General features: G+C 69.8%; 18 protein-coding genes. 11 read left to right on the top strand and 7 right to left on the bottom strand.

The window, feature by feature from the left end:
* Positions 1-632: LysR family transcriptional regulator (locus QMO14_RS20155; RefSeq protein WP_301509241.1), on the bottom strand; the 632-nt coding region annotated here is incomplete at its 3' end.
* Positions 633-749: 117 nt separating this feature from the next.
* On the opposite strand from QMO14_RS20155, the gene QMO14_RS20150 reads away from it, so the two are divergent.
* Positions 750-1583 (top strand): class III extradiol ring-cleavage dioxygenase, encoded by an 834-nt coding sequence (locus QMO14_RS20150; protein ID WP_301509240.1) that lies wholly within the window; start codon positions 750-752, stop codon positions 1581-1583.
* A 9-nt stretch (positions 1584-1592) separates the two neighbouring features.
* Here the strand turns inward: QMO14_RS20150 and QMO14_RS20145 are convergent, their stop codons facing one another.
* Positions 1593-3050: a glycosyltransferase gene (locus QMO14_RS20145; protein ID WP_301509239.1), complete on the bottom strand. Its 1458-nt coding sequence runs from the start codon at positions 3048-3050 to the stop codon at positions 1593-1595.
* Between the two features lie 140 nt (positions 3051-3190).
* Here QMO14_RS20145 and QMO14_RS20140 point away from each other — a divergent pair, with 140 nt between their 5' ends.
* A complete protein-coding gene (locus QMO14_RS20140; RefSeq protein ID WP_301509238.1) occupies positions 3191-3751 on the top strand; it encodes a cytochrome b in 561 nt (186 codons plus the stop codon).
* Complete coding sequence (locus QMO14_RS20135) at positions 3742-4593, top strand: alpha/beta fold hydrolase (protein WP_301509237.1); 852 nt, start codon at positions 3742-3744, stop codon at positions 4591-4593. The genes QMO14_RS20140 and QMO14_RS20135 overlap by 10 nt, the downstream gene beginning before the upstream one ends.
* A 1-nt stretch (position 4594) precedes the next feature.
* On the opposite strand, the gene QMO14_RS20130 is transcribed toward QMO14_RS20135, so the two are convergent.
* Positions 4595-5602: a tripartite tricarboxylate transporter substrate binding protein gene (locus QMO14_RS20130; protein WP_301509236.1), complete on the bottom strand. Its 1008-nt coding sequence runs from the start codon at positions 5600-5602 to the stop codon at positions 4595-4597.
* Positions 5599-6594: a tripartite tricarboxylate transporter substrate binding protein gene (locus QMO14_RS20125; RefSeq protein ID WP_301509235.1), complete on the bottom strand. Its 996-nt coding sequence runs from the start codon at positions 6592-6594 to the stop codon at positions 5599-5601. Before QMO14_RS20125 ends, QMO14_RS20130 begins: the two co-directional genes overlap by 4 nt.
* Before the next feature lie 155 nt (positions 6595-6749).
* On the opposite strand from QMO14_RS20125, the gene QMO14_RS20120 reads away from it, so the two are divergent.
* From QMO14_RS20120 to QMO14_RS20090, 7 genes are all read left to right on the top strand, one after another.
* A complete protein-coding gene (locus QMO14_RS20120) occupies positions 6750-8210 on the top strand; it encodes an FAD-dependent oxidoreductase (RefSeq protein WP_301509234.1) in 1461 nt (486 codons plus the stop codon).
* A 93-nt stretch (positions 8211-8303) separates the two neighbouring features.
* Complete coding sequence (locus tag QMO14_RS20115) at positions 8304-9173, top strand: IclR family transcriptional regulator (RefSeq protein ID WP_301509233.1); 870 nt, start codon at positions 8304-8306, stop codon at positions 9171-9173.
* A gap of 54 nt (positions 9174-9227) precedes the next feature.
* Complete coding sequence (locus tag QMO14_RS20110) at positions 9228-10523, top strand: aconitase X catalytic domain-containing protein (RefSeq protein ID WP_301509232.1); 1296 nt, start codon at positions 9228-9230, stop codon at positions 10521-10523.
* On the top strand, positions 10520-10975 hold the full coding sequence (locus QMO14_RS20105; RefSeq protein ID WP_301509231.1) for a DUF126 domain-containing protein: 456 nt from the start codon (positions 10520-10522) through the stop codon (positions 10973-10975). The genes QMO14_RS20110 and QMO14_RS20105 overlap by 4 nt, the downstream gene beginning before the upstream one ends.
* Positions 10972-12672 (top strand): dihydroxy-acid dehydratase, encoded by a 1701-nt coding sequence (locus QMO14_RS20100; protein WP_301509230.1) that lies wholly within the window; start codon positions 10972-10974, stop codon positions 12670-12672. Before QMO14_RS20105 ends, QMO14_RS20100 begins: the two co-directional genes overlap by 4 nt.
* A 127-nt stretch (positions 12673-12799) precedes the next feature.
* Positions 12800-13933, top strand: a complete 1134-nt coding sequence (locus tag QMO14_RS20095) for a porin (protein ID WP_301509229.1) — start codon at positions 12800-12802, stop codon at positions 13931-13933.
* A 17-nt stretch (positions 13934-13950) separates the two neighbouring features.
* Positions 13951-14910 carry a tripartite tricarboxylate transporter substrate binding protein gene (locus tag QMO14_RS20090; protein WP_301509228.1) on the top strand — a complete coding sequence of 320 codons (960 nt, stop codon included), beginning with the start codon at positions 13951-13953 and terminating at the stop codon, positions 14908-14910.
* Here the strand turns inward: QMO14_RS20090 and QMO14_RS20085 are convergent.
* The gene (locus QMO14_RS20085) at positions 14897-15718 is read right to left on the bottom strand and encodes an aldo/keto reductase (protein WP_301509243.1); all 822 of its coding nucleotides are present in this window, start codon (positions 15716-15718) and stop codon (positions 14897-14899) included. The genes QMO14_RS20090 and QMO14_RS20085 overlap by 14 nt on opposite strands.
* A 208-nt stretch (positions 15719-15926) precedes the next feature.
* On the opposite strand from QMO14_RS20085, the gene QMO14_RS20080 reads away from it, so the two are divergent.
* Positions 15927-16841: a LysR substrate-binding domain-containing protein gene (locus QMO14_RS20080; protein WP_301509242.1), complete on the top strand. Its 915-nt coding sequence runs from the start codon at positions 15927-15929 to the stop codon at positions 16839-16841.
* Here the strand turns inward: QMO14_RS20080 and QMO14_RS20075 are convergent.
* Entirely contained in the window at positions 16830-17438 is a 609-nt protein-coding gene (locus QMO14_RS20075) for a 2-hydroxychromene-2-carboxylate isomerase (protein WP_301509227.1), read from the bottom strand. The genes QMO14_RS20080 and QMO14_RS20075 overlap by 12 nt on opposite strands.
* Positions 17435-18271: a CmcJ/NvfI family oxidoreductase gene (locus QMO14_RS20070; RefSeq protein WP_301509226.1), complete on the bottom strand. Its 837-nt coding sequence runs from the start codon at positions 18269-18271 to the stop codon at positions 17435-17437. The genes QMO14_RS20075 and QMO14_RS20070 overlap by 4 nt, the downstream gene beginning before the upstream one ends.
* Between the last annotated feature and the right edge of the window lie 18 nt (positions 18272-18289).

Here is an 18289-nt window from a genome sequence, read left to right as displayed (position 1 = left end):
AACATCCGCCCGCCCGGGCCCTTGAGCGCGAGGTTGTCCAGGTTCACGTAGCTCGGCACGATGGCGCCCAGTTTCGCGAGGTCGGCCGGCACGGCGGGCACACCGCCCATGCGCTCCAGGTAAGCGGGCGTGCCGGCGAGGAAGAAGGGCACCCGGCACAGCGGCCGGGCGATCAGCGCGGGCGAGGGCTCCTGCGTGGCGCGCAATGCGAGGTCGTAGCCATCGGCCGCGAGATCGACCTTGCGGTTCTCCAGGTGCATGTCGACCAGCACTTCCGGGTACTTCTCGCGGTAGTCGGCCAGCACGCGGGCGAAGCGCGGCGTGGCGCACCACACGGGCGCGCTCACCTTGAGCTGGCCGCGCGGCGTGTCGCTGGTCTGGCCGATGGCGGCTTCGGCGGCGTCGAGCAGATCGAGCGCGCGGCGGCTCTGCTCGTACCAGGCGGTGCCGGCCTCGGTCAGGCTCAGGTGCCGGCTGGAGCGGTGCAGCAGGCGCGCGCCCAGCGACTTCTCCAGTTGCGCCACGTGCTTGCTCGCCATCGGCGGCGACATGCCCAGCCGCTCGGCCGCCGTCACGAAGCTGCCCGCCTCCACGACTTCGCGGAACACCCGCAGGCTGGTCATTCGGTCCATATGCGCGTCCTTCTTGAAGATTTCCTGGGGGGAACTGATTCGATGCATCGTAGCCCGTCGATTTCCTCGGAGGAAATGTCTACAGTCGATCCAACGCTTTCATCGAGGAGCATCGACTTGACCCACGACACCAACACCGCCATCACTTCGCCGCGCCTGCCCACCTATTTCATCTCGCACGGCGGCGGCCCCTGGCCCTGGATGAAGAAGGAAATGGGCCCGACCTATGACCAGCTCGCCGCTTCGCTCGCAGACATGCCCCGCCAGATCGGCCGCACGCCCAGCGCCATCCTCATGGTCTCGGCGCACTGGGAGGCACCGGTCTTCACCGTGCAGGGCAGCGCCAAGCCGCCCATGATCTACGACTACGGCGGCTTCCCCCCGCACACCTACGAGGTGCACTACGACTCACCGGGCTCGCCCGAACTGGCGCAGCGCGTGCAGTCGCTCATCGCCGCCGCCGGCCTGCCGGCGCAGATCGACCCCCAGCGCGGCTACGACCATGGCATGTTCTCGCCGATGGCCGCCATCTACCCCAAGGCCGATGTGCCGGTGGTGCAGCTGTCGCTGCGCCGCGGCCTCGACCCGGCGGAACACCTCGCGCTGGGCCGCGCCATCGCACCGCTGCGCGACGAGAACGTGCTGATCGTCGGCAGTGGGCTGAGCTATCACAACCTGCGCAACTTCGGCCCCCAGGCGCACGGCGTGTCGAAGGCTTTCGACGACTGGCTCGACGAGGCCGTGGTGAAGAGCACGGCCGGCGAGCGCAGCGCGCAGTTGCTGGCGTGGGACTCAGCTCCGGCGGCGCGCATGGCGCATCCGCGCGAGGAGCACCTGATTCCCCTGATGGTGGCCGTCGGTGCCGCCGAGGGAGAAGCAGGCGAGCGCGTCTATCACGAGGACGCGTTCATGGGCGGGCTGGTGGTGTCGAGCTTCCGTTTCGGGACTTGAAGCGGGACCTCAGCCGCGCCGGGTTCCATCGGCATCCACCAGCCCCACCCGCGTCTGCCTCCCCCACGTCCCGCGCCCTGTCAGGAACATCCACCACCCCCAGGCCGCACCCGTGTGCCGCAGGATCTGGAAGGTGAAGGGTTCGACCAGCGCAGCTGCAAAAGCCTGCGCGAAGTTGGCCTCGCTGCCTTGGCCGATCCAGCGCCGGTAGATGTACACAGACCACAGGTGGAAGACGAGGTCGAGCACGATCTTCGCGCCGATCACCCCGGCGACCGGCGCCAGCACGCCGAGGTTGCCGCGCACCAGGTACACCAGCAGCAGCCCGAAGGCCGCGAGGCCGTAGAGCGGCTGCAGCGTGTCGACGGCCTTCACCGGCAGCATCGCGACCCCTAGCCAGCCGTAGCGCCGGTCGCCGACCATGGCGCGGTACCAGAACTGGGTCTGCAGGAAGCCGCCGAACCAGCGGCGGCGCTGGCGCAAAAAGGCGCCGGTGCTGCTCGGCGCGTCGGTGTGTGCCTGGGCGTCGCCCAGCACGCGCACGGTCCATGGCAGGCCATGGGCCTGCGCGTGGCGGTGCAGGCGGTGGATGAGTTCGTAGTCTTCGACCAGGCAGTCGGTATCGAAGCCGCCCACGGCGCGCACTGCCTCGGTGCGGAAGCCCGCGAAGGCGCCAGAGATCAGCAGCAGGCCGTTGACGCGCATCCACGCATAGCGCGAGAGGAAGTTGCGGATGTACTCATAAGTCTGGAACCACTGGAAGCAGCGGCCGGCCAGCGTGCGGCTGCACACGGGCGTGATGACGCCAGTGGCGGCGACGAGCTCCGGCTCTTCCGAGAAGGCCCGGCGCACGGCGCCGATGGCGCGGCTGTCGAGCAGCGTGTCGCCATCGACCGTGAGCACGATGTCGGTGTCGATGCACAGGATGGCGGCGTTCAGCGCCACTGCCTTGCCGCCGTGCGGCAACCGCAGCCATCGCAGCGACGGATGCAGCGTGCTGGGGGCGCTCAGCTCGCCCAGCTCGGGAGCGACGAGCCCGTAGCGCGTGATGAGCAGCTCGGCCGTGCCGTCGCTCGAGCCGTCGTCCGCGATCACGATGCGGTCGGGCAGGTCGGTCTGGGCGAGCAGGGCGGCCAGCGTCACGGGCAGCACGGCGGCCTCGTTGTGCGAGGCGACGATCACGCCCAGGGTGTTGCGCCGGGCGGCCGCCGTTGGAGAAGGCGCCGGCCGCGGCCGCAGGATCGGCAACGTCATCCACGCGACGAACAGCAGCAGCACCGTGTCGTAGAGCACATAGGCCACGCCCACCGACCAGGCCCCGACATCGACGGCCTTGAAGGCCATGGCGAAGAGCAGGGCCCACAGCACGAGCACGCCCCCGTGGATGAGCCAGCTGCGCAGCGGCGTGGCGGGTGGGGACAGGCGCGGCGACGCGGCCAGGAAGGCGCTTTTCAGAGGATCGTTCAAGGGAAGTGGCCCGGGCGGCTGTCGGTCGATGGTGCGTGAATACGTAAAGACTCGGCCTGCGGTTTCGAAAAAGCCCGGGGAATGCCGGGACAATCGCACGCGCTTCCGACTGAGTCGGCCCCCGCCTGAAAATTCCCCGCATGCTCGCACAAACCCGCTACACCCGAACCGCGATCGCGCTGCACTGGCTGATCGCGGTGCTCATGATCATCAACATCGCGCTGATCCTGCTGGTCGACCGCTATCCCGACGACTGGGTGCGCCCGGCCGTCGACACCCACAAGTCCATCGGCATCACCGTGCTGGGGCTGGTCATCATGCGCATCCTCTGGCGCGCCACGCACAAGCCGCCGGCCATGCCGGGCTCCTACGGCGCCTTCGAGCGTTTCGCGGCCCACCTGGCGCACGGCGCGCTGTACGTGCTGATGATCCTGCTGCCGCTGTCGGGCTGGATGCACGACTCGGCCTGGAAGGACGCCGCCACGCACCCGATGCAGCTCTTCGGCCTGTTCGAATGGCCGCGCATCGGCTGGATCATGGCCATCGAGCCGACGGTGAAGGAGACATGGCACACCGTGCTGGGCGGTGTGCACGAATGGGCCGGCTACGTGCTGTACGTGCTCTTCGGCCTGCACGTGCTGGCCGCGCTGAAGCACCAGTTGCTGGACGGCGAGCGCGAGCTGCAGAGGATGTGGCCTTGAACGCCGAGCTCATCGCGCGCATCGACGCGCTCTCGACCCATCACGACGCGGTGCACGAAGGCGTGCGCGTGCGCTGGCGCCGCTTCGGCACGGACACCAGCCGCCCGCCGCTGGTGCTGCTGCACGGCGGCCACGGCAGCTGGATGCACTGGCTGCGCAACGCCGAGGCGCTCTCGGCCGGCCGCACGCTGTGGCTGCCCGACATGCCGGGCTTCAACGAATCCGATGCGCCGCCGCGCGTGGCGCCGGGCGAAGACCCGCTGCAGCCGCTGCTCGCGGCGCTCGGCGGCACGCTCGACCAGCTCATCGGCGCAGGTACCGTCATCGACCTCGGCGGCTTCTCCTTCGGCGGTCTGACGGCCGCGCGCTTCGGCGCCGGGCGCGGCGCGGTCCGCCGGCTCGCGCTGATCGGCAGCGGCGGCCACGGCACGCTGCGGCGCATGACGGCGCAGATGATCAACTGGCGCGCCGCCCCAGACCGCGAAGCCGAGCGTGCCGCGCTGCTGCACAACCTGGCGGCGCTGATGCTGCACGATGCCGCCGCCATCGACGAGCTGGCCTTCGCCATCCACGACATCTCCTGCCACGGCACGCGCTTTCGCAGCAAGGAGGTGTCGCAGTCGGGCGGACTGCAGCAGGCAATCGGCACCATGAGCGTGCCGACGCTGCTGCTGTGGGGCGAGTTCGACGTCACGGCCGATCCGCGCCCGCTGGTGGCGCAGCTCGCCGCCGAGGGCCCGGCGCGCGAAGGCGTGGTGATCGACGGCGCCGGGCACTGGGCGCAATACGAGCGCGCCGATGAGGTCAACGCGCGGCTCGTGGAGTTCTTCCGCCGAGCCTGACTTACTGGGGCTGCTTCACCAGCCCCAGCTTGCGGATGATGTCGCCCCACTGGTCGTAGGTCGCTCGCGTCAGGTCGGCCAGTTGCCGCGGGCTCGACGACTCGGCCTCGTAGGCGCCCTGGCGGAAGAAGTCGCGCGTGGCCGGCATCGCCAGCACCTGCGCCAGCGCGGCGTTGAGCTTCTCGACCACCGGCGCCGGCATGCGCGCCGGCCCGTAGAAGCCCAGCCAGCTCGGCATGTCGACACCGCTCACACCCTGTTCGCCCATGGTGGGCACGTCGGGCAGCATCGGGCTGCGCCTGGGGGCGGCCACCGCGAGCATGCGGACCTTGCCGGTGGCGGTGTTCTGGATGGCGTTGGGCGCCGCGTCGAAGTAGTACTGCACGCGGCCTGCCAGGAAGTCCTTGGCCGCGTCGGCGCCGCCCTTGTACGGCACGTGCACCACGTCGAGCCCGGCCTGCCGCGCGAAGGCCTCGCCGTAGATGTGCGAGGAGGTGCCGGTGCCGAAGGAGGCATAGCTCATCTTCCCCGGGTTGGCCTTGACGTACGCCACCAGCTCCTGCACCGTGCGCGCCGGCACGCTCGCGTGCACGGTCAGCACCAGCGGGCCGCGCGCACCGAGCGAGATCGGCGTCAGGTCCTTGAACGGGTCGTAACGTACCTGCGCCAGCGTCTGCGGGTTCTGTGCCACCACGGAGGAGGGTGCGTACATGAAGGTGTAGCCGTCGGGTGCGGCGCGGATCACTTCCTCTGTCGCGAGGATGAAGCTCGCGCCCGGCCGGTTCTCCACGATCACCGGCGTCTGCAGCACCTCGGCGAGCTTGTTGGCGACGAAGCGCGCCTGCGCGTCCGAGGCGCCGCCGGCCGCCAGGCCCAGCACGATGCGGATGGTGCGGCCCTTGTCAGGAAAGGGCGCGGCGGCATGCGCAAGCAGCGGGGGCACGGCCGCGCCGAGCGCGAGCCAGGCGGCAACTCGGCGGCGGCCAGGAGAAAAAGGCGCGCCGTTCATTGCTTGGCCAGTCCCACCTGCTGCACCATCGCGCCCCAGCTGTCGTAGGTCGAACGCGTGATGCTGGCGAACTCCGCCGGCGTGGTCGAGCCGGCCTCGTAGCCGCCGCTGCGGTAGAACTCGCGCACCTGCGGCATCGCCAGCACCTTCGCCAGTGCGGTGTTGAGCTTCTCGACCACCGGCGCCGGCATGCGCGCCGGCCCGTAGAAGCCCAGCCAGCTCGGCAGGTCGAGCCCGGCGTAGCCCTGCTCGGCGAAGGTGGGCACGTCGGGCAGCGCGGCGATGCGTGCATTGGCCGCCACCGCGAGGATCTTCACCTTGCCGGTGGAGGCGGTGATGATGGCCGAGGAGGCCGAGTCGAACATGTACTGCACGCGCCCGCCGATCAGGTCCTTCGCCGCGTCGGAGCCGCCCTTGTACGGGATGTGCACCGCGTCGATGCCGGTCTTCTTCACGAAGGCCTCGCCGTAGATGTGCGAGGAGGTGCCCGCGCCGAAGGAGGCGTAGCTCACCTTGCCCGGATGCGCCTTCACGTAGGCCACCAGTTCCTTCACGTTGTTCACCGGCACCGTCGTGCTCAGCGACAGCACCAGCGGCCCGCGCCCGCCCATCGAGATGGCGGTGAAGTCCTTGAACGGGTCGTAGGGCACCTGCGCGAAGGTGTGCGGGTTCTGCGCCATGGTGGACGAGGGCGCGTACAGCAGCGTGTAGCCGTCGGGCTGGGCGCGCGACACCTCGTTGGCCGCCAGCATGGTGCTGGCGCCGGGCTTGTTGTCGACGATCACGCTGGTGTCGAGCACCTCGCCGAGCTTCTGCGCAACGATGCGCGCCTGCGCGTCGGTGCCGCCGCCGGGCGTGAAGCCCACGACGATGCGGATGGGCTTGCCGCGCGCCGGGAAGTCTTGCGCGAGCGCCAGTGGCGCGAGGCCCAGAAGGGCTGCGGCAGCGAGGGCCGAGCCGAAGGCACGGCGGGTGCCGTGGGGTTTTCTCATCGATGTCTCCGTTGGATTGCTTTTTAAATATTGATCTTGAAATCCATAAAAATCCATATTTATTAGGGAATACCCCAAAACAACGCGCATTGCGTTTGACAAAATGGAAAGTGAAATCAAAATACGACGAAACAAGCCAAGCCGAGAACGCATTCATGAAAACTGTCGTCCGCACCGACGAGCGCATCCTGTCCTCCGACATCTTCGACCGCGACAGCCGCGTCAAGCGGCCTGACCACGGCAGCTGGGCCGAGCCCGGCAAGAGCATCCCGGTCTATCACCGCTGCGGCGTGCTGGTGGTGGGCGGCGGCCCCTCGGGCACCGCCGCCGCTGCCGCCGCCGCCCGTGCGGGCGCCGACGTGGCGCTGCTGGAGCGCTACAACCACCTGGGCGGCCTGTCGACCGGCGGCCTGGTCATCTGGATCGACCGCATGACCGACTGGGAAGGCAAGCTGGTGATCCGCGGCTTCGCCGAAGAGCTGTTCGACCGCCTGCCGGCCGAGGCCATCGCCGGCCCGGCACGCGAGGACTGGGGCTCGCAGGACGCCGCCAAGGCCGCGCACTGGTCGCAGCGCACCGCCGCCTACCACGGCGTCGTCACCTGGTCGCCCACCATCGACCCCGAGCGGCTGAAACTGCTCTCGCAGGAGATCGTGCTGGAGCGCAAGGTCAAGCTCATCTACCACTCGTGGGCCGCCATTCCCATCGTGCAGGACGGCGCGGTGAAGGGCGCGGTGTTCGAGAGCAAGGAAGGCCGCATGGCCATCATGGCCGACGTGGTGGTCGACGCCACCGGCGACGGCGACCTGTTCGCCCGCGCCGGCGCCGAGTACGTGAACGACATCGAGGAGGCCGACGTGCATCACTGCATGAACACCTCGTGGCTCTTCGGCGGCGTGGACATGAACCGCTGGATCGGGTTCAAGGCCGGCCAGCCCGAGGCCTTCACCGCCTTCATGGCGGGCGGGCGCGAGCAGTGCGGCCTGTTCGAGCGGCCCTTCGTCTCCTGGCGCAACGACGTGGCGCTGTTCATGGGGCCGCGCCAGTCGGGCTACTCGGCGCTCGACGTGGACGACCTCACCGCCGTGGAGGTGCGCTCGCACCGCGCCATGGCCGCGCACCTGGACTACTTCCGCGCCCATGCGCCGGGCTTCGAGAACGCCTACCTGATGCTGAGCGCGCCGCAGATCGGCGTGCGCCACGCGCGGCGCCTCGTCGGCGTGGGCTCGGTGCTGCGCAGCCAGTGGCCCGACGGCGTGCCGCTGGCCGACGAGATCGGCGTGTCGCCCGCCGTCTCGCCCAAGTTCCCGAACATCTCCATTCCCTACGGTGCGCTGGTGCCCAGGCAGCTCGACGGCCTGCTGGCCTGCGGGCGCCACATCTCCTGCGACCGCAACTCGCACGGCTTCATGCGCGAGATCCCGCAGTGCTGGATCACAGGCCAGGCGGCGGGCGTGGCGGCGGCGCTGGCCTCGCGCGGCGACATCGCTCCGCGCTTCGTCGACGTGGGCGCGCTGCAGTCCGCGCTGCTGGAGCAGGGCGTGTACCTGCGTGCCGGCGCCGGGCAGGGCGACAGCGCTGCGCTGGCCACGGCCGAGGCCGAGGCCGGTGCCTGATGCGCGTGCACGGCCATGAACCCGGCAACCCTGCGTCCGCGAGCCTCTACATTCGGGAGTCCCGATCCTGAGAGTCTTGCGAAGGGTTCCTCCATGTCCACCGAAAAGAACGACACCTCTTTCCCCCCGGCCGATCTGCAACAGCAACAGGCCGACGCGCGCGGCGGCGAGCGCTCCGACACCGTGAGCGCGCTGGAGCGCGGCATCTCCGTGCTGCGCTGCTTCAGCGAAGACCGCCCGGTGCTCGGCCATGCCGACCTGGCGCGAATGACCGGCATTCCGCGCGCCACCGTCAACCGGCTGGTCGCCACGCTGCTCTCGCTGGGCATGCTCAAGCCAGCGCAGGCGGCGGACCGCTTCATGCTCGGGCCGGGCGTGGTGTCGCTGTCGCGCGTGTTCCTCGGCAGCCTCGACGTGCGCGCCGCCGCGCGGCCCAGCATGCAGGCGATGGCGGAAGAAGTCGGCGCCTCGGTCTACCTGGCCGTGCGCGACGGCATGGAGATGGTGCTGATCGAAGCCTGCCGGCCGCGCTCGTCCATGCTCTCGGCGCGGCTCGACGTGGGCTCGCGCGCGCCGCTTGCCAACTCGGCGCTCGGCCGCTCCTACCTCTCGGCGCTGCCCGAGGCGCAGCGCAACCAGCTCATCGATTCGATGCGCCTCTTGCGCGGCCCCGAGTGGGACAGCATCGCGCCCGGCATGAACCGCGCCATCGGCGAGTCGAAGCGGCTGGGCTACTGCCTTTCGCTCGGCGAGTTCCACCGCGAGATCAACTCGGTGTCGGTGCCGCTCATCGGCCCCGACGGCGAGGTGATGGCGCTCAACGGCGGCGGCGCCGCCTTCGTCTTCACCGAGGAGCGGCTGCGCAACGAACTCGCGCCGCGCCTGCACGACATCGCGCTGAGCATCGCGCGCGACATCGGCGGCCATGTGCCGACGCCTGCACCCACACCCTCGCCGGGCTAGCGGCCCGGCCGGGGCCCGATCCCCACGACACAAGAAAGAACGGAGACACAGGTCATGCACCTGAGCGATGAAGAAAAGGCCATGTACGACGGGCGCGACGGCCCGGCGGTGCAGAAGGCGATGGACCTGCTGGTGCGCTACGGCGAAGCCCTCGGGGCAGAGCGACTGGTCGAGACGCGCAACGTCTGCGCCTCCATCACCTCGACCACGCCCTTCCAGCGCGACTTCGCGCTCGCCAAGGGCGGCGGCATGGACGCGGTGTTCTCCGAATTCAGCCTCGACAGCCAGGAAACCGTCGAGATCCCCAAGTTCAAGGTCTTCACCAGCCACCTGCAGCTGGGCTTCGACCCCGGCCAGCCCGAACGCATGGGCGTGAGCGAGGAAATCGTGCGCTTCTACGAGAAGAGCGAGCGCCACGCAGCCGGCCTCGGCGCGCAGATCATGAACACCTGCACGCCCTACCAGGTGGGCAACATCCCGACGCGCGGCGAGCACTGCGCGTGGATGGAATCGTCGGCGGTGGTCTATTGCAACTCGGTGCTGGGGGCGCGCACCAACACCGAAGGCCGCGAGAGCACCGGCGCGGCCATGCTCACCGGCCGCATTCCCTACTGGGGCTACCACCTCGACCAGAACCGCCATGCCACGCACGTGGTCGAGCTCGACATCGAGGTCGAGTCGGTGCAGGACTGGGGACTGCTCGGCTACTACATCGGGGAGCACGTGCAGGAGCGCGTGCCGGTGGTGCACAGTCGGCGCGGCATCTCTCGGGTGCCGAACCTGCCGAGGCTCAAGCACTTCGGCGCGGCAGCATCCTCCTCGGGCGGCGTGGAGATGTATCACATCGCGGGCGTCACGCCCGAGGCGCTCACGCTCGAACAGGCACTGGGCGGGCGCGCCCCGGCACAGGTGCTGCGCTACGGCGAGGCCGAGCGCCGCGCCACCTACGAGAAGATCAACACCACGGGCAAGGATGGCGAGGTGCAGTACGTGATGCTCGGCTGCCCGCACTACACCATCGAGCAGATCTGGGAAGCCGCGCAGCTCATCGAAGGGCGCAAGGTGCACCCCGACTGCGAGCTGTGGATCTTCACGCCGCGCGCCATCAAGGCGCTGGCCGACCGCAACGGCTACACGAAGATCATCGAGGACGCGGGCGGCATCATCATGGGCGACAGCTGCTCCGCCATGAGCCGCGCCGTGCCCAAGGGCACGAAGACCGTGGCGCTCGACTCGGCCAAGCAGGCCCACTACCTGCCCGCCATCCTCGGCGTGCAGGCCTGGTTCGGCAGCACGGCCGAATGCATCGATGCTGCCTGCACGGGGCGCTGGAATGGAGGCTATGCATGAACGCCGCAGTCATTACCGAACAACAAACCCTCGTCATCCGTGGCCGCAAGGTGGTGGGCGGCGTTGCGGAAGGCGAGGCGCTGGTCACCCGCGACCGCATTTCCGGCTGGGGCGGTATCGACCCGCGCACCGGCACCGTCATCGAGACCCGGCACGAACTGCGCGGCCAGAGCTTTGCCGGCAAGGTGCTGGTGTTTCCGGGGGCCAAGGGCTCCTCGGGCTGGTCGGCCATGTTCCACATGACGCGGCTCATGAACTCGGCGCCGGCCGCGTTCCTGTTCAACGAAATGACGACCAAGATGGCGCTGGGCGCCGTGGTCACGCACGCGCCCGCGATGACCGACTTCGAGCGCGATCCGCTCGAATGCATAGAGACCGGTGACTGGGTGCGCGTGGACGCCGACAGCGGCGTGGTCGAGATCACGAAGAAGAAGCAGGAAGGTGCCGCATGACCCGACCGCTACGCAGCAACTTCCCGCGCGGCTCCTACCTCTGGTCGGTGCGCAACGCCCACTGGCGCGCGCTCGGCATTCCGGAGGAGGACTGCGAGAAGCCCAAGATCGCCATCGTCAACAGCTCCTCCGAGCTGGCCGCCTGCTTCAGCCACCTCGACCGCGTGGCGGCGGAGATCAAGGACGCCATCCGCGCCGCGGGCGGCGTGCCCTTCGAGATCCGCACGGCCGCGCCCAGCGACTTCATCACCGGCGCGGGCGCGCGCGGCGCCTACATGCTGGCGGCGCGAGACCTCGTCACCAACGACATCGAGGTGGCCGTCGAAGGTGCGCAGCTCGACGGCATGGTCTGCCTTACCTCGTGCGACAAGACCGTGCCGGGCCAGCTCATGGCGGCCGCGCGGTTGAACATACCGACGCTGCTCGTGCCCTGCGGCTACCAGCCCAGCGGCGAGTACAAGGGCCACCACATGGACATCGAGGAGGTGTTCATCGGCGCGATGCATGCGGTCACCGGCAACCTGCCGGTGGAAGAACTCGTGGGCATGAGCCGCGAGGCGATTCGCGGCCCCGGCGTGTGCTCGGGCCTGGGCACGGCGAATTCGATGCACATCGTCTGCGAGGCGCTCGGCATGGCGCTGCCCGGCAGCGCGCCGGTGGCCGCGCTGAGCCCGAAGATGATGGCCGACGTGCGCGCGGCCGGCACGCGCATCGTGCAGATGGTGTGGGACGACCTGAAGCCGCGCGACATCCTCACGCCCGGCGCCTTCGCCAACGCGGTGCGCGCGGTGCTGTCCATCGGCGGCTCGCTCAACACCGCCAAGCACCTGCAGGCGGTGGCGACCGAGGGCGAGACGGGCGTCGACGTGTACGGCATGTTCGAGCGCCTGGGCCCCGAAACGCCGGTGCTGGCCGGCGTGCGGCCCATCGGTGCGGACTCCATCGAGGCCTTCGAGGCGGCGGGTGGCTGCCGCGCGGTGATGAAGCAGCTCGAGCCGCTGCTCGACACCGGCGCACGCACCGTCACCGGCGGCACGGTCGCCGACAACCTGCGCGATGCCAAGGTGGCGAACGCCGAAGTGATCCGCCCCATCGGCCGCCCGGTGGCGCCGCTGCCGGCCATCGTGCTGCTGCGCGGCAACCTCGCGCCCGAGTCGGGCCTCATCAAGACCGGCATCACCGAGCGCAAGGTGCGGCGCTTCTCCGGCCCGGCCGTGTGCTTCTGGACTTCGGACGCCGCCATCGCCGCGCTGAAGAAGGGCGAGATCGTGCCCGGCCAGGTCGTCGTGATGCGCGGCGCCGGGGCCTGCGGCGGTCCGGCGATGGGCGGCGGCGCGTCGCGCGTGGTCTTCGCCGTCGACGGCGCGGGGCTGGGCGACCAGGTGGCGCTGCTGACCGACGGCCATCTCTCGGGCCTGGTCTGCAAGGGGCTGGTGGTGGCCGAGGTGTCGCCCGAAGCCGCGCTCGGCGGACCGCTGGGGCTGGTGCGCGACGGCGACACCATCACCATCGACCTCGACGCGCGCCGCCTCGACATCGACCTGACCGACGCCGAACTGCAGGCGCGCCGCGACGGCTGGCAGGCGCCGCCGCCGGTGCATGACACCGGCTGGCTGCAGCAGTACCGGCGCAACGTGGGGCCGCTCTCCAAGGGCGCCGTGCTCGTGCGCACCGAGCGCGCCGAACCCGCCAGCTAGGCCCTTCCATACCGGCTTTCGCCAACCGGTGCGCACACCCGTGCGCAGCCGGTGGCGCAGCCCTGCGCGCCTTCGTTCGTTCGACAGAGTTTTTCAACCCAAGAGAAGAAGCAGGAGACAAGAAACCATGAAGAGAATCTTGATGTGGTCGGCGCTGGGGCTGGCCGGCAGCGGCGTTGCACAGGCGCAATCCAGCGTCACCGTGTTCGGCGTGATGGACCTCGGCATCCAGTACACGAACGGCGCCGGTCCGGGCGGCGGCTCGGTGAAGGCGCTGTCCAACGGCGGGCTTTCCACCAGCCGGCTGGGCTTTCGCGGCACCGAGGACCTGGGCGGCGGCCTGCGCGCGGGCTTCTGGCTCGAAGGCAGCCTGAACCCCGACACCGGCACCGGCCGCCCGAGCAACAGCAACAACCAGCCGAGCGGAGCGGGCACCGCCGGGCCGATCTCCTTCGACCGCATGTCCTTCGTGAGCCTCTCGTCCGACACGCTGGGCGAGCTTCGGCTGGGCCACGACTTCATTCCCACGCACTACAACAGCATCTACTTCGACCCCTTCAACGCCAACGGCGTGGCGCGCGCGGGCAACCTGACCTTCTCGGCCGTGGGCACCGGGCCGCTGCCCACCACCATCACCGGCAGCAACACAGTGAGCTACTGGCTGCCGCGCAAGCTCGGCGGCTTCTACGGCATGGCGATGGTGGGCACCGGCGAGAACGATTCCACCCTGGCGAACCGCCACGACGGCAACTTCGCCGGCGCGCGCTTCGGCTTCGCATCGGGCGCCTTCGACGTGGCGGCGGCCGTCACGCGTTCGAAATTCAATGCCACCGCCGCCATTGGCAACTACACGCACGCCAACATCGGCGGCTCGTGGGACGCGGGCTTCGCCAAGTTCTTCGCGCTCTACAACAGGGTGACGGTGAAGCTGGCGGCCGGCACGGTGCGCAAGAACACGGCCGAGATCGGCGCGCACATCCCGGCCTTCGAGGTCGGGCGCATCCGCATCAGCTACGCCTACCTCGACGACCGCAGCGACGAGAGCCTGCGCAACGCCAACGGCATGCCGCGCAACCGCGACGACGCGCGGCAGTTCGGCATCGGCTACGTGCACAACCTGTCGAAGCGCACCGCGCTCTACGGCACCTACGCGCGGCTCATGAACAGCGGGCAGGCGCGCTACGTGGTCAGCGGCGGCGTGGCGCCGGCGGCTGGGCATCGCTCGACCGGCTGGGAATTCGGCGTACGCCATCTCTTCTGAAGCGGAGGGCCTTCAACATGCGACGCAGGACATTCACGCTGGCGGCCGCCGGCGCGGTATTGCCCGGCACGGCGGCATGGAGCGCCGATGCCTTTCCCAACAAGCCGCTGAAGCTGATCGTGGGTTTCGCGGCCGGCGGCGGTGCCGACGTGCTCACGCGCATCATCGCGGAGGGGCTGGCCAAGCAGCTCGGCCAGCAGGTGATCGTGGAGAACCGCCCCGGCGCCGACGGCGTGCTGGCCGCGCAGGCCACCTCGTCGGCCAGGCCCGACGGCTACACGCTGCTGATGGGCACCAACACCGCGATGGTGGCCGCGCCCACGCTGCGGCCGACGCCGCCCTACGATCCCTTCAAGGCCTTCATGCCGATCAGCTCGGCCGGGCAGTTCTCGATGTTCCTGGTGGTGCCTGCGAGCCTGCCGGTGAAGAGCGTGAACGAGCTGCTCGCGCTGGTGGCCTCGAAGCCCGGCGCGCTCAACTCGGCGTCGAGCAACAGCGCCTCGGAGCTCGCGATGCTGCAGCTGCTGGGCGACCGCAAGGTGGTCAACGCGCGCTACAAGGGCGACATGCAGGCCATGACCGACCTGCTGGGCGGGCAGATCCAGATGATGTTCACCACCGGCACGCTGGCGCCGGGCTTCGTGAAGGAAGGGCGCATCCGTGCGCTGGTGACGCTGCTGCCGCAGCGCAGCGGCCTGTTGCCCGACGTGCCCACGGGCGGCGAGCTGGGGCTGGGCAAGCTCACCATCACGCCGTGGGCCGGCTTCTTCGGACCGCCGGGGCTGCCGCGGGAGATTACCGACAGGCTCTCGCAGGAGCTGCAGAACACGCTCAAGCGCCCCGAGGTGCATGCGCAGCTGGTGCAGCAGGGCTTCGAGGGCTACGGCATGAGTCCCGCCAAGTTCGCCGAGTTCTTCCGCACGCAGTACGACGCCTTCGGCGCCACCGTGCGCGAGCACAACGTCAAGTTCGAATAGCTTCGGCCTCGCGGCGCCAGAAGGCCGCGTCGGGAAAGCCGCCGGCGCCGGCCGCCGCGTTGTCGGCCATGTGCTCGCGGCGGCTGGTGCCCGGTATGGCGCAGGTCACGGCCGGATGGCTCAGCACGAACTTCAGCAGCACCTGCGCCCAGCTCGTGCAGCCGATCTCGCCGGCCCATGGCGGCAGCGGTTTGTCGCGCAGCCGGCGCAGCAGCCCGCCGCCGCCGAAGGGCATGTTGACGATCACCGCCACGCCGCGCTCGGCCGCCAGCGGCAGCAGGCGCTGCCCGGCCTCGACCGCGTCGAGCGAGTAGTTGATCTGCAGGAAGTCGAGCTTCTCGGCCTTGAGCACCGCCTCGACCTCGCCGTAGGCCGAGGCCGTGTAGTGCGTGATGCCGATGTAGCGCACGCGGCCCTGTTCCTTCCAGCCGCGCAGCGTGGCGAGATGCGTGCGCCAGTCGACGAGGTTGTGCACCTGCATCAGGTCCATGCGCCGCGTGCGCAGCCGCGCGAAGGACTGCTCCATCTGCGCGATGCCGGCCTCGCGGCCCGAGGTCCAGACCTTGGTGGCGAGGAAGGCGTTGACCTGCCGCTTCGACGCGGCCAGCAGCTCGCCGGTGGTCTCCTCGGAGCGGCCGTACATCGGCGAGCTGTCGATCACCGTGCCGCCGGCCGCGAACAGGGCGTCGAGCACGCCGGGCAGGCGCGCGTATTCCTCGCTGCCGGGGCGCTGGTCGAAGCCGATCCAGGTGCCGCAGCCGATCACGGGCAGGGCTTCCTTGGTGGAGGGGATGGGGCGGGTGTTCATCGTGGGCTTGGACCGGGTTTGGGCAAAGGACGGTAGCGCGGCGCCGGCGCACAGCGCGACGCCCAGGCGCAGCAGTTCGGCGCGGGTGAGGGCGGGGAGGTCGTTCCGGGGCGGCATCGCCGGCCAGTATCCGGTGGCGCGGCACCGGGCGCGATGCCTCACCCTGTGCTCCAATCCGCCTTTTCGCTGCCTCATATTCACCATGGGAATGCCACTCTCCCTGCTTCGCATGCCCTCGCTGGACCTGGTGCGGGGCTTCGTCGCGGTGGGCCGGCGCATGAGCATCTCGCTCGCGGCGCAGGACCTGTGCCTCACGCAGTCGGCGGTCAGCAAGCAGATCCACGCGCTCGAATCGCAGCTCGGCGTCGCGCTGCTGGTGCGCGGGCACCGCTCGATCTCGTTCACGCCCGAGGGCGAGCGGCTCTTCCGCAGCGCAGACGGCGCGGTGCAGCAGTTGCAGGACGTGATGGGCGGCATCCGCCAGTCCGGCGAGCAGCGTCCCGTGACGCTGAGCGCGAGCATCGGCATGACGGGGCTCTGGCTGCTGCCGCGGCTGGGCAATGTGCAGAAGCTGCATCCGGGCGTGGACGTGCGGGTGTCCTCCAACAACCGGCTGGCCGACCTGCGCAACGACGGCATCGACCTGGCCATCCGCTATACCACGCCCGCCCTGGCACCGGCCGGCGCGGTGCGGCTTTTCGGGGAGACGGTGGCGCCGGTGGCGCATCCCTCGCTCGGGCTGCGCGCGCTCGATGAGCCCGGGGCGCTGTCCGGCCTGTGCCTGCTGGCCTTCGAAGACCCGCAGCACCCCTGGCTGCAGTGGAAGAACTGGCTCGCGGCGGTGGGCTGGGCCGACGCGAAGCCGCGGGCGGTGCTGCACTTCAACCAGTACGACCAGTTGATCCAGGCCGTGCTGGCCGGGCAGGGCGTGGCGCTGGGGCGGCTGGAACTGATCCAGCCGCTGCTCGACGAGAACCGGCTGGTGCGCATCGCCGCTGCGGTGCCGGAGCAGCCCTCGGGCCATGCCTACTGGCTGATCCAGGCCGAGGAATCGCCGCGCGAGGACGTGCGCCACGTCGCCGAATGGCTGGTGGACGAGGCGCGAAAGTCGTCAGTCGGCTGAGGCCTGCGCCTTGCAGAACGCGATCGCCTCGTCGAGCCGGTCGTTGCCCCAGAACATCTCGTCGTCCACGAAGAACGTGGGCGCACCGAAGATGCCTTTCTCGGCCGCCGTCTCGGTCTGCCGCCGCAGCCGCAGCTTGTTGGCGTCCGACAGCGCCTCCTCGATGACGCGGTGCGCCGGCAGGCCGAGCGAGCTCAGCAGTTCGTGCATGGCCTGGGGCGAATCGATGTCGCGGTCCTCGGCGAAATTCATCGACATGGTGCGGCGGCAGAACTCGCTCATCCACGGCTGCGAGGCACCCACCAGCGCGATGCGCAGCGGCAGCACGGCCGGGCGCGGAAAGTGGGTCGGCCGCTGCCACGGCAGGCCGTACTTGCGGCACTGGCGGGCCATGTCCTTCCACATGTAGTCGCCCTTTTCCTTCTGCAGCACGAAGGGCGACGACTCCCAGCCGAAGGAGCGGAAGATCGGCCCCAGCAGAAAAGGCCGCCAGCGGATGGCGATGCCGCTCGCGGCGGCTTCGGCCTCGATGCGCATGGTGCTCAGGTAGCTGTAGTTGCTGCCGAAGTCGAACCAGAACTCGAGTTCGGCGCTCATTCGAACACCACCAGGCAGCGAGCCTCGATGCTCTCGCGCAGCGGCGCGTCGGCGGGCGTTTCGGGATGGTCGAAGGCCGCGTGCGGCGTGTAGCGCGAGACGCCGCCGAGCTGCGAGTCGTACTGCTTGAAGACCAGCGCCTCGTGCCGGTCCATCGCGGAGAAGTACGACCAGCGGTGCGTGGGCGAATGCGTCGCCAGGTAGATCTCGCCGGTGCGGCGCAGGTAGCGCACCTCGGCGCTGACCAGGTCCTTCGCCATCACCGAGCGCGCGTCGCACACGGCCAGCGGCGTGTCGAGCACCGGCCCCTTGATGGAGCGCCAGACGTTGACGATGCAGTAGCGTCGCACTGACGCGGCTTCGTCTGGGTCGGTCAGCACCAGCGATAGCCTGCGGCGGCCGGAGTCTTCCGTGTAGTCGTTGTGGATGCGGCCGTTGGCGGCGGCCCGGCCGTCGGTCGCGCGGCGGCCGAAGCTTAAAGCGGCGCGGTCGGCCTCGCGCCGGCGCACCAGGAGGTCGAACACGCAGGCGCGTGCACCGCCGGTGACGGCCAGCGCCAGTTCGGCCACCTCGCGGCGATAGACGGCCTCGACCTCCGCGTCGTCGAGGAAGTCGCGCACGGCCGTGGGCGCATCACGCAGCACGAAGCCCTCGCGCTCGATGTCGGGCGGCGTGGCGGCGCAGCGCGCGTCGGCGATCGGCATGGGGCGCAGTTCGTAGCTGCCGCTTTCCCATGGTGTGTCGGGCGGCGGCTGGAAGGTGTAGCTGAAGGGGCGCAGGGCTGAGGGCTGGAGGTAGTTCAGGCCTGCGGTGACGGTGCTCTGGGTGGTCATGCGTGGCTCCTTTGGGGT

Source organism: Variovorax sp. CAN15, from assembly GCF_030462475.1.
Classification (GTDB): domain Bacteria; phylum Pseudomonadota; class Gammaproteobacteria; order Burkholderiales; family Burkholderiaceae_C; genus Variovorax.
This window is presented reverse-complemented; position numbering and strand designations above follow the sequence as displayed.